Origin of the sequence: Streptomyces changanensis, assembly GCF_024600715.1 — a bacterium.
Classification (GTDB): Bacteria; Actinomycetota; Actinomycetes; order Streptomycetales; family Streptomycetaceae; genus Streptomyces; species Streptomyces changanensis.
The window spans coordinates 5,804,364-5,815,113 of the sequence record NZ_CP102332.1 but is presented as its reverse complement, the minus strand read 5'-3'; the positions used below and the strand labels follow the sequence as shown (position 1 = coordinate 5,815,113).

Below are 10,750 nucleotides of genomic sequence, written 5' to 3'. Positions count from 1 at the left end.
CGCGCGGGCGCAAAGGCGCCGTCGGGGTGGCCGGCGGCGGTGGCCGGCAGCGGCGGTGGGCGGGCCGGGACAGCGGCCGGGACTGCGGGCCGCCCGGGTGAGGACGCCCAGGTCAGAGGGGATGACAACGGTGTTCAACCTCAGCTTGCCCATACCCCCCACCCGTAGTTGACTGACCGCTCGGAAGGCAGTCACCAACCTGATCGGGAGGCGACCCCATGGGGGCTGGGCACGACCACGGGCACACGCACGGCGGACCACCGACCGGTACGGCCGGAGCCGCGCACCGCTGGCGGCTGCGGGTGGCCCTGACCATCACGCTGGGCGTGATGGTGGTCGAGATCGTCGGCGGGCTGCTCGCCGACTCGCTCGCGCTGCTCGCGGACGCGGCGCACATGGCCACGGACGCCGTCGGCCTGGGCATGGCGCTGCTCGCCATCCACATGGCGAACCGCCCGGCCACCGCGAACCGCACCTACGGCTACGCCCGCGCCGAGATCCTCGCGGCTCTCGCCAACTGTCTGCTGCTGCTCGGGGCCGGCGGCTACGTCCTGTTCGAGGCGGTCCAGCGGTTCGTCACCCCCGCCGAGACGAAGGGCGGCCTGACGGTCGTCTTCGCGCTGGTCGGTCTGGCCGCGAACATGGTGTCGCTGTCGCTGCTGACGCGGGGGCGCAAGGACAGTCTGAACGTGCGCGGCGCGTACCTGGAGGTGCTGGCGGACGCACTCGGCTCGGTGACGGTGCTCGTGGCGGCGGGCGTCATCCTGGCGACCGGCTGGCAGGCGGCGGACCCGATCGCGTCGCTGGTGATCGGCATGATGATCGTCCCGCGCACGCTGCGGCTGCTGCGCGAGACGCTGGACGTGCTGCTGGAGTCCGCACCGAAGGGCGTGGACATGACGGAGGTCCGGGCGCACCTGCTGGCGCTGCCGGGCGTGGAGGACGTGCACGACCTCCACGCGTGGACGATCACGTCGGGGATGCCCGTGCTGTCGGCGCACGTCGTGGTCGACGCGAGCGTGCTGGACGGCCCGGGGCACGAGAAGATGCTGCACTCGCTGCAGGAGTGCCTGGTCGGCCACTTCGACGTGGAGCACTGCACCTTCCAGCTGGAGCCCGGCGGGCACGCGGAGCACGAGGCCGGCTTCTGCCACTGACGGGACGCCCGGGCGGGACCGCGGCGCCCGTCCGGGGGCCCGGGGGCCGTCGGACCGGCTGCTAGGCTGCGGCGGGAAGACCCGCACACCGGCAGGGAGAGGAGTTGAGGACGATGGCCGCCACGGTCGGCGCCGCCCTCCACGGCGACGCGTTCGGTCCCTCCTTCCCCTCTCCGGTGTCCGGCTGACGGCAGGACGCCGGACCCGGGGACCCTCCTCACGCAAGGGCTTCCACGGTGTCCCACGCTTTCCACGACGTCCCCTCCACTGCCTCGTCCTCCTCCCCTCCGGGTCCGCGCTGGCCGACCCGCCCCGAGACGGACGCGGACCGCGCGGCGGTCCACGCCGTCAACGCCGCGGCCTTCCCGACGCCGGCCGAAGCGGACCTCGTCGACGCGCTGCGCGCCGACCCCGACGCCTGGCTGCCGGGCCTGTCGTACGTCGCCGAGGCGCCCGACGGCTCCGTGGCCGCGTACGCGCTGATCACCCGGTGCCGGGTCGGCGACGCCCCGGCGGCGGCGCTCGCCCCCGTGGCGGTGGCCCCCGCGCACCAGCGGCGCGGCGCCGGGCAGGCGGTGGTGCGCGCCGTCCTGGAGGCGGCGCGGCTGCGCGGCGAGCGGCTGGTGCTGGTCCTCGGTCATCCGGAGTACTACCCGCGCTTCGGCTTCGCACCGGCGTCCCGGTACGGGATCCGGCCGCCCTTCGACGTGCCGGACGCGGCCATGATGGCGCTCGTGCCGGACGGTTCGGACCGGCCGCCCTCGGGAACGATCACCTATCCGCCCGCGTTCGGGGTGTGAGCCGACGGCCGCGCGTTCGGCCGTGTGGGCGCGGGCGCGGTGTGCCGACGGGCGCCTCCCGTACGGCAGACTGAGGATTGCCCCACAGGGCCGAGAATCGATGCGAAGGATGGTTATGCCGACCACACCTGCCACCGAGGCGAACAGCTCGTCGAACGGATCCGCGCCCACGATCATGCTCGAACTGGTCGACGAGGACGGCAGCACCATCGGCACCGCGGAGAAGCTCTCCGCGCACCAGGCACCGGGACAGCTGCACCGGGCGTTCTCGGTGTTCCTCTTCGACGAGGAGGGGCGGCTGCTGCTCCAGCGCAGGGCGCTTGGCAAGTACCACTCACCGGGTGTCTGGTCGAACACCTGTTGCGGGCATCCGTACCCGGGCGAGGCGCCGTTCACGGCCGCCGCGCGACGGGTGTTCGAGGAGCTCGGGGTGTCGCCGTCGCTGATGGCCGAGGCCGGGACCGTCCGCTACAACCACCCGGACCCGGACTCGGGTCTGGTGGAGCAGGAGTTCAACCACCTCTTCGTGGGGATGGTGCAGGCTCCGCTGCGGCCGGACGCCCAAGAGGTCGAGGAGACGGCGTTCGTCACGGCGCAGGAGCTGGCCGAGCGGCACGCGAGCGCGCCGTTCTCCGCCTGGTTCATGACCGTCCTGGACGCGGCCCGGCCGGCGATCAAGGAGCTGACGGGGGCCACGGGCGGCTGGTGAGCCCTCCGGTCCCGCGGGGCGCCTGACGGCCGGGTACGACCGGGGGCGCCCCGTCCGTCACCGGGGCAGGGCGGCCCAGATGGTCTTGCCGCCGGTCGCGGTGTGCTCGACGTCGCAGGTGCCGCCCGCCTCGCGGGTGATCTCGCGGACCAGCAGCAGGCCCCGGCCCCCCGTCTGCGCGTAGTCGGTCTCCAGCGCCTTCGGCCGGTAGGGGTGGTCGTCCTGGACGGCCACCCTGACCCAGGCGGGGCCGATCGCGACCTCCACCGACACCTGCGGGGAGAGCAGTGCCGCGTGCCGCACGGCGTTCGTGACCAGCTCGGAGACGATCAGGAGCAGACCCTGGGCGACGTCTCCGCCGCTCGGTACCCCCTGATGCTCCAGCAGGTCGCGTACGGCGTGCCGGGCCTGCGGTACGGAGGCGTCGACCGCGGGTGCGGTGAAGCGCCAGACCCCTTCGTACGACGGCGGCCGGGCCGGGACGCCTCCGCGGCCCGGCGCGGTCCGGCTCTCACCCTCGTGCTCGATTGTCGCCACGCGTCAGAGTGTTGGCCCCTGGACGGGACAGCCGAGGCTGTGACCGGAAGTGACCGCTTATCGGCGTACTCGGCTCGCAATTGAGCGGTATTTCTACTTCTCCGGCCGGTGCGGATCCGTTTCTGGCGCCTCCGGACGCCGGTGCTCCTCGTGCGGCGCCCTCCCCTCGGAGACCATGCCGACCACGCGGCGCCCGCCCAGCCCCATGGCGATCAGGCCGAGCCCGTCGAAGAGCAGGGCGAGGGAGAAGAACGTGCCGAGCACGTACAGGCTGTTCTCCGGCCAGCCGAACAGGACGAGCAGGCCCAGCAGGACGCCGAAGGCGCCCTGGAGCAGCGTCCAGCCGAACTGCGGGCCGCGCACCACCGCGCTGCCCACCAGCCGGAAGACGCCGCCGGTGAGGAAGAGGAGCGCCGCGAACATGGTGAACGCCTCGGCCGACTCGGCTGGGTGGCGGATCACGACGAACCCCGCGGCGATGTTCAGCGCGGCGACCACCACGGCCAGCCAGAAGGACCCGGTGCGGCGCGACTCCAGCGCGTGCAGCAGGCCGACCGCGCCGCCGATCAGCAGCAGCCAGCCGAACAGCAGCATGGACGTCAGGGTGGCCAGGCCCGTGTAGACGAGGCCGAACAGTCCGCCGAGCACCAGGGCCGCCCCCAGGAGCGCCAGCCGGCCGAAACTGCGACTCAGCCGCTTCCCCTCGCGGGCCGGGTCGTGGGTGGTATCGCGCATCGGTGCGCCTCGCTTCCCTCGGTACGACTGTCGCGGCGCCCCCTTCTTGATCGTACGGTCGGGCTCCCCGGATAGCATCCGACGCATGGAGCCGCAGCAGCCGCAGGCGTCGCAGGTACCGCAGGAGCCACGCCCCCCGCAGCCACCGCAGGCAGCACGCGCAGCGCGCGAGCCCCGGCTGGAGCACCGCGTCGCCGACGGCGTCGCGACCGTCGTCATCAGCAACCCGGCGAAGCGCAACGCCATGACGGCCGACATGTGGCGGGCCGTGCCGGAGCTGCTGGCCGAGCTGGCCGCCGACCGCGACGTACGGGCGCTGGTGCTCACCGGCGACGGCGACACCTTCTGCGCCGGGGCCGACATCTCCGCGCTGCGTCGGCCGGACGACCGTCAGCAGTCGCTGGCCGTGCGCGCCGAGGAGGCGCTCGCCGCCTTCCCCCGGCCGACCCTCGCCGCGGTGCGGGGGTACTGCGTGGGCGGCGGCTGCCAGCTGGCGGCCGCCTGCGACCTGCGCTTCGCCGAGGCCGGGGCGCGCTTCGGGGTGACGCCCGCGAAGCTCGGCATCGTCTACCCGGCCTCCTCCACCCGGCGTCTGGCCTCCCTCGTCGGGCCGGCCACCGCCAAGTACCTGCTCTTCTCCGCCGAGCTGATCGACGACGAGCGGGCGCTGCGCACGGGCCTGGTCGACGAGCTGCTGCCCGCCGGGGGCCTGGACGAGCGGGTCGCGGCGTTCCTCCGCGTCCTGACCTCGCGGTCCCTGCTCACGCAGGCCGCCGCGAAGGAGTACGCGGACGGACGCACCGGGCGCGAGGAGCACTGGGCGGAGCAGGCGCGTACGAGCGGCGACCGGGCGGAGGGCGTCGCGGCGTTCCTGGAGCGGCGGGAGCCGCGCTTCACGTACCGGGGCTGACCGCCCCCTACGCCCCGTACCGACCAGTCGGTAACGTGGGGCCATGACGATGACGACTCTCCCGCCCCGGGCCGTGCGCCGCTGCCACCACCCGGTGAACCTGCTCCACTCGACCGTCTACTTCTCCCCCGAGTTCGCCACCGAGCTGGCGGGCGTGGGCGTCGCCGACCCGCACGCCGCCTACTTCGCGGGCCGGGCCGCCGCCATGGGCGCCGTCGGGCCCGGTGTCGTCACCGGGACCTTCTACAACTTCAACCACGCCCTCGTCGCCCGGTACCTGCCCGCCGTGTGGGACACCGCGTCCCCGGCCGACGTGCTGGCCGCGCGGCTGCGCGCGGCCGACGCGACCGTACGGCGGCTGCTCGGCGACGCCGCCGCCTCGGACGGGATGGCGGAGGCGGCCCGGCTGGCGCTGCGCGCCACCGAGGCGTGCACCCGGCACGGCCGCCCGCTCTACGCCGCCCACGCCGACCTGCCGGTGCCCGAGGCGCCGCACCTCGCGTTCTGGCACGCCGCGACGCTGCTGCGCGAGCACCGGGGCGACGCGCACCTCGCGGCGCTGCTCAGCGCGGACCTCGACCCGCTGGAGGCCGTGGTGAGCCACACCGCGACCGGTACGGGCATCTCCCCGCGCTGGGTGCTCGCCACCCGCGGCTGGGAGCAGGCCGACTGGGACGCCGCGGTCGAGCGGCTGCGCGGACGCGGACTGCTGGACGCGGCGGGCGGGCTGACCGAGGCGGGCGCCGCCCTCCGCGAGGAGGTGGAGGCCCACACGGACCGGCTGGACGCCGCCCCCTACGAGCACCTGGGCGCCGAGGGCGTCGCCCGACTCACCGAGCTGGCCAGGGGATTCCTCACGGCGGCGGCCGCGGCGGGCGCCTTCCCCTCCCGGCTCACCGGCCAGGGCTGACCCCGGCCCGCCCGCGTCGCCCGCCCGCCGCGCGGCGCCCCGCCGCGGGCGGGCGCGCCGGGGCGCGGGGGCAGACGCGACACGTGCCGCTCTGAACAGGCAGAATGCGAGCGCAACCGAGGCACGAGAAGGCGGGTCGGGACAACCGTGACGACGTCCATCGAAGGCAGGATCGCCGAGGAACTCGGCGTACGGGAACGGCAGGTCAGGGCGGCCGTCGAGCTGCTGGACGGCGGATCGACCGTGCCGTTCATCGCGCGGTACCGCAAGGAGGCGACCGGGACGCTCGACGACGCGCAGCTGCGCACCCTGGAGGAGCGGCTGCGCTACCTGCGGGAGCTGGAGGACCGCCGCGCCGCGGTCCTGGACTCCGTCCGCGAACAGGGCAAGCTGACCCCGGAGTTGGAGGCCCGCATCCGGGAGGCCGACACCAAGGCGCGTCTGGAGGACATCTACCTGCCCTTCAAGCCGAAGCGGCGGACCAAGGCGCAGATCGCCCGTGAGGCGGGGCTGGAGCCGCTCGCCGAGGGGCTGCTGCGCGACCCGTCGACGGAGCCGCTCGCCGCGGCGTCCGCGTTCGTCGACGCCGACCGGGGCGTCGCCGACCCGGCCGCCGCGCTGGAGGGCGCCCGCGCCATCCTCACCGAACGGTTCTCGGAGGACCCCGACCTCATCGGCGAACTGCGCGAGCGGATGTGGACGCGCGGCCGCCTGGTGGCGCGGGTACGGGAGGGCAAGGAGGAGGCGGGCGCGAAGTTCGCCGACTACTTCGACTTCGCCGAGCCGTTCACCGAGCTGCCCTCGCACCGGGTGCTGGCGATGCTGCGCGGCGAGAAGGAGGACGTGCTCGACCTGGTCCTGGAGCCGGAGGAGCCGCGGGAGGGCCCGTCCACGTACGAGGGGACGGTGGCCAGGCGGTTCGGCGTCGCCGACCGGGGCCGGCCGGCCGACAAATGGCTCGCCGACACCGTCCGCTGGGCGTGGCGCACCCGCATCCTCGTCCACCTCGGCATCGACCTGCGGCTGCGGCTGCGCACGGCGGCGGAGGACGAGGCGGTGCGGGTCTTCGCCGCGAACCTGCGCGACCTGCTGCTGGCCGCCCCCGCCGGGACGAGGGCGACGCTCGGCCTGGACCCCGGCTTCCGCACGGGCGTCAAGGTCGCCGTCGTCGACGCGACGGGCAAGGTGGTCGCGACCGACACCATTCATCCGCACGTCCCACGCAACCAGTGGGACGAGTCGCTGGCGAGGCTGGCGCGGCTGGCGAAGCAGCACGCCGTCGAGCTCGTCGCCATCGGCAACGGCACCGCCTCCCGCGAGACGGACAGGCTCGCCGCGGACCTCCTCGCCCGCCACCCGGAGCTGGGGCTCACCAAGGTGATGGTCTCGGAGGCCGGTGCCTCCGTGTACTCGGCGTCGGCGTTCGCCTCCCAGGAGCTGCCCGAGCTCGACGTGTCGCTGCGCGGCGCGGTGTCGATCGCGCGGCGGCTCCAGGACCCGCTGGCCGAGCTGGTGAAGATCGACCCCAAGTCGATCGGTGTCGGCCAGTACCAGCACGACCTGTCCGAGGTGAAGTTGTCCCGCTCGCTGGACGCGGTCGTGGAGGACTGTGTGAACGGCGTGGGCGTCGACGTCAACACGGCGTCCGCGCCGCTGCTGTCGCGGGTCTCGGGCATCAGCGCGGGCCTCGCGGAGAACATCGTGGCGCACCGGGACGCGAACGGCCCGTTCCGCTCGCGGCGGGCCCTGAAGGACGTGCCGCGGCTCGGCCCGAAGGCGTACGAGCAGTGCGCGGGCTTCCTGCGGATCCGCGGCGGCGACGACCCGCTGGACGCGTCGGCCGTGCACCCGGAGGCCTACCCGGTGGTGCGGCGGATGGTGAAGGCGACCGGCGGGGAGGTCGCCTCCCTGATCGGCAACGCCGGGGTGCTGCGGTCGCTGCGCGCCGACGACTTCGTCGACGGGACCTTCGGTCTGCCCACGGTGACGGACATCCTGCGGGAGCTGGAGAAGCCGGGGCGCGACCCGCGGCCGGCGTTCCGGACGGCCACCTTCAAGGAGGGCGTCGAGAAGATCGGCGACCTCGCGCCGGGGATGGTGCTGGAGGGCGTCGTGACCAACGTGGCGGCGTTCGGCGCGTTCGTGGACGTCGGCGTGCACCAGGACGGCCTGGTCCACGTGTCGGCGATGTCGCGCACCTTCGTCAAGGACCCGCGTGACGTGGTGAAGCCCGGTGACGTGGTGAAGGTGAAGGTCCTGGAGGTCGACGGGGCGCGCAAGCGGATCTCGCTCACGCTGCGCCTGGACGACGAGCCCGTGGCGGACGGGCAGTCCGGCGGCCCGCGCCGCGAGCGCGGCCCCCGTCCGCCCCAGCAGCGCCAGGGCGCCGCGGCCGGCCAGGACCGGCGCGGCGGCCGGGGCGGCGAGCGCGGTGGTGGTACCGGCGGAGGCGGCGAGCGCGGCAGTGGTGGCGAGCGCGGCGGGAACCGCGGCGGCGACCGGCGGGCCGCGGCACAGGGCAACAGCGCGATGGCCGACGCGCTGCGCAAGGCGGGCCTGCTCGACGGCGGGGGCAAGAACCGCCGCTGAACCGCACGGGTACCGGGGCGGGGCGGAGTCCTCCCCCGCACGGGTAACGGGGCGGGTGGGGTCCTCCCCCGCCCGCCCCGCCCCCGTACCGGTCGACGTGCGGGGGCGCGCGGGGCGTGTGAGTCTGGCCGCGTCGCCGCACCGCGCGGCGGCTGGACGGAGGCGGTCATGAACCAGATCGGGGACAAGCCGGAAGAGGTCAGGAAGCACCGCGAGGAGGAGCGGCGGCGGGCGCGCGGGGACGACCCCGACGAGCCGGGGGGCGCGGAGGGCCGACCGGAGCACGACCGGGCCGACCGCGCCGCGACCGACGAGGCGGCGCGTGACTCCTTCGACACGTACGAGGAGATCGAGGACCGCCCGTAGCGGCGGCCACGGCCCGCGCCCGCCGGGGCGCGCGGGGCGCGGGGCGCGGGGCGCGGGGCGCGGGGCGCGGGGCGCGGGGCGCGGGGCGCGGGGCGCGGGGCGCGGGGCGCGGCGGGACCGTACCGTCGCGGGGCCCCTGTCCGTACCGGCGCCGGGGTCCGCCCGCCCCTCCGTACCGCCGCGGGTCCCGGCCCCGTACCGTCGCGGCGCCGTGCCCGTACCGTCGCGGGGCCGACCGGCCGGTGGGCCGGGGGTGTCAGATCTCGGTGACCTTCCCGCCGGCGACCTCGACGCGGCGGGTGACGTGGACGGCGTCCAGCATCCGGCGGTCGTGCGTCACCAGCAGCAGGGTGCCGGAGAAGGCGTCGAGGGCCGACTCCAGCTGCTCGATGGCGGGCAGGTCCAGGTGGTTGGTCGGCTCGTCCAGCACGAGCAGGTTGACGCCCCGGCCCTGGAGCAGTGCCAGGGCCGCGCGGGTGCGCTCGCCCGGGGAGAGCGTCGTCGCCGGGCGCATCACGTGGGCGGCCTTGAGCCCGAACTTCGCGAGGAGCGTGCGCACCTCGGCCGGTTCCGTGTCGGGCACGGCCGCGCAGAAGGCGTCGAGCAGCGTCTCCTCGCCGTGGAAGAGCCGGCGCGCCTGGTCGACCTCGCCGACGAGGACCCCGGAGCCCAGGGAAGCGTGGCCCGCGTCCAGCGGGAGGCGGCCGAGGAGCGCGGCGAGGAGGGTCGACTTGCCCGCGCCGTTGGCGCCGGTGACGGCGATCCGGTCGGCCCAGTCGACCTGGAGGGTCACAGGTCCGAAGGCGAAGTCGCCGCGCCGCACCTCGGCGTCGCGCAGGGACGCCACGACGGCCCCCGAGCGGGGGGCCGCGGCGATCTCCATGCGCAGCTCCCACTCCTTGCGCGGCTCGTCCACCGTCTCCAGGCGCTCGATCATGCGCTGGGTCTGGCGGGCCTTCGCGGCCTGCTTCTCGCTCGCCTCGCTGCGGAACTTGCGGCCGAGCTTGTCGTTGTCCCCGGCCTTGCGGCGGGCGTTCTTCACGCCCTTGTCCATCCAGGAGCGCTGCATCTGGGCGCGGCCCTCCAGGGCGGCCCGCTTGTCGGCGTACTCGTCGTACTCCTCGCGGGCGTGCCGGCGGGCCGTGTCACGCTCCTCCAGGTACGCCTCGTAGCCGCCGCCGTAGAGGGCGGTGCGGCCCTGCGCCAGGTCCAGTTCGAGGACCTTGGTGACGGTACGGGCGAGGAACTCCCGGTCGTGGCTGACGACCACCGTCCCGGCGCGCAGACCGCGCACGAACCCCTCCAGCCGCTCCAGCCCGTCGAGGTCGAGGTCGTTGGTCGGCTCGTCCAGCAGGAACACGTCGTAGCGGGAGAGCAGCAGCGAGGCGAGTCCGGCGCGGGCGGCCTGGCCGCCGGAGAGCGCGGTCATCGGCTGGTCGAGGCCGACGGTGAGGCCGAGGGCCGCGGCGGTCTCCTCGGCCCGGTCGTCGAGGTCCGCGCCGCCGAGGGCGAGCCAGCGCTCCAGAGCGGTGGAATACGCGTCGTCGGCGCCGGGCGCCCCGTCGACCAGGCCCTGCGTCGCGGCGTCCATCTCCTCCTGGGCGGCGGCCACGCCGGTGCGGCGGGCGAGGAAGGCCCGCACGGTCTCGCCGGGCCGGCGGTCCGGCTCCTGCGGGAGGTGGCCGACGGCCGCGGTGCGGGGTGAGAGGTGGACCTCGCCGTCCTCGGGCGCGTCCAGCCCGGCGAGGAGCCGGAGCAGGGTGGACTTGCCGGCGCCGTTGACACCGACGAGTCCGATGACGTCGCCGGGGGCGACGACGAGGTCGAGGCCGGTGAAGAGCGAGCGCTCCGCGTGTCCGGCGGCGAGGTTCTTGGCGACGAGGGTGGCAGTCATCAGGAGGCCGATCCTAGGACAGGCCCGACCGCCCGGGCACGGCCGGACGGGGACGGCCGGATGCCGGGTGGTGCCGGACCGGGGGCCCGGCGGACCGGCGCGGCCGGATGCCGGGGGGCACGGGACCGCGTGGCATGACCCGG

The 10,750-nt window shown here is 75.1% G+C and carries 10 protein-coding genes; 7 read left to right on the top strand and 3 right to left on the bottom strand.

All coding sequences use genetic code 11. From position 1 onward, the window contains the following. Window positions 1-218: 218 nt before the first annotated feature. From NRO40_RS25380 to idi, 3 genes are all read left to right on the top strand, one after another. Window positions 219-1,157: a cation diffusion facilitator family transporter gene (locus tag NRO40_RS25380; protein WP_058942619.1), complete on the top strand. Its 939-nt coding sequence runs from the start codon at window positions 219-221 to the stop codon at window positions 1,155-1,157. A 236-nt stretch (window positions 1,158-1,393) separates the two neighbouring features. Then, entirely contained in the window at window positions 1,394-1,957 is a 564-nt protein-coding gene (locus NRO40_RS25375; RefSeq protein ID WP_058942620.1) for a GNAT family N-acetyltransferase, read from the top strand. 115 nt (window positions 1,958-2,072) lie between these two features. After that, entirely contained in the window at window positions 2,073-2,666 is a 594-nt protein-coding gene (idi, locus tag NRO40_RS25370; protein ID WP_058942621.1) for an isopentenyl-diphosphate Delta-isomerase, read from the top strand. A gap of 57 nt (window positions 2,667-2,723) precedes the next feature. Here the strand turns inward: idi and NRO40_RS25365 are convergent, their stop codons facing one another. Together NRO40_RS25365 and NRO40_RS25360 are read right to left on the bottom strand one after the other, a co-directional pair. Beyond that, window positions 2,724-3,203 carry an ATP-binding protein gene (locus NRO40_RS25365; protein ID WP_058942622.1) on the bottom strand — a complete coding sequence of 160 codons (480 nt, stop codon included), beginning with the start codon at window positions 3,201-3,203 and terminating at the stop codon, window positions 2,724-2,726. Between the two features lie 93 nt (window positions 3,204-3,296). Then, complete coding sequence (locus NRO40_RS25360) at window positions 3,297-3,938, bottom strand: HdeD family acid-resistance protein (protein ID WP_058942623.1); 642 nt, start codon at window positions 3,936-3,938, stop codon at window positions 3,297-3,299. 85 nt (window positions 3,939-4,023) lie between these two features. On the opposite strand from NRO40_RS25360, the gene NRO40_RS25355 reads away from it, so the two are divergent. From NRO40_RS25355 to NRO40_RS25340, 4 genes are all read left to right on the top strand, one after another. Beyond that, on the top strand, window positions 4,024-4,848 hold the full coding sequence (locus NRO40_RS25355; protein WP_079047118.1) for an enoyl-CoA hydratase/isomerase family protein: 825 nt from the start codon (window positions 4,024-4,026) through the stop codon (window positions 4,846-4,848). Between the two features lie 49 nt (window positions 4,849-4,897). After that, entirely contained in the window at window positions 4,898-5,758 is an 861-nt protein-coding gene (locus NRO40_RS25350; protein ID WP_058942631.1) for an SCO6745 family protein, read from the top strand. Between the two features lie 147 nt (window positions 5,759-5,905). Continuing rightward, on the top strand, window positions 5,906-8,347 hold the full coding sequence (locus NRO40_RS25345; RefSeq protein ID WP_058942624.1) for a Tex family protein: 2,442 nt from the start codon (window positions 5,906-5,908) through the stop codon (window positions 8,345-8,347). A 168-nt stretch (window positions 8,348-8,515) separates the two neighbouring features. Continuing rightward, a complete protein-coding gene (locus tag NRO40_RS25340; protein WP_257375511.1) occupies window positions 8,516-8,713 on the top strand; it encodes a hypothetical protein in 198 nt (65 codons plus the stop codon). A gap of 256 nt (window positions 8,714-8,969) precedes the next feature. Here NRO40_RS25340 and NRO40_RS25335 read toward each other — a convergent pair whose 3' ends face one another. After that, window positions 8,970-10,607: an ABC-F family ATP-binding cassette domain-containing protein gene (locus NRO40_RS25335; RefSeq protein WP_058945502.1), complete on the bottom strand. Its 1,638-nt coding sequence runs from the start codon at window positions 10,605-10,607 to the stop codon at window positions 8,970-8,972. Window positions 10,608-10,750: the final 143 nt, after the last annotated feature.

Excerpts from the sequence above, each read along its gene's own strand:
- NRO40_RS25380 (WP_058942619.1), top strand. The coding sequence starts at position 219 with ATGGGGGCTGGGCACGACCACGGGCACACGCACGGCGGACCACCGACC.
- idi (WP_058942621.1), top strand. The coding sequence starts at position 2,073 with ATGCCGACCACACCTGCCACCGAGGCGAACAGCTCGTCGAACGGATCC.
- NRO40_RS25360 (WP_058942623.1), bottom strand. The coding sequence starts at position 3,938 with ATGCGCGATACCACCCACGACCCGGCCCGCGAGGGGAAGCGGCTGAGT.
- NRO40_RS25355 (WP_079047118.1), top strand. The coding sequence starts at position 4,024 with ATGGAGCCGCAGCAGCCGCAGGCGTCGCAGGTACCGCAGGAGCCACGC.
- NRO40_RS25350 (WP_058942631.1), top strand. The coding sequence starts at position 4,898 with ATGACGACTCTCCCGCCCCGGGCCGTGCGCCGCTGCCACCACCCGGTG.
- NRO40_RS25340 (WP_257375511.1), top strand. The coding sequence starts at position 8,516 with ATGAACCAGATCGGGGACAAGCCGGAAGAGGTCAGGAAGCACCGCGAG.
- NRO40_RS25335 (WP_058945502.1), bottom strand. The coding sequence starts at position 10,607 with ATGACTGCCACCCTCGTCGCCAAGAACCTCGCCGCCGGACACGCGGAG.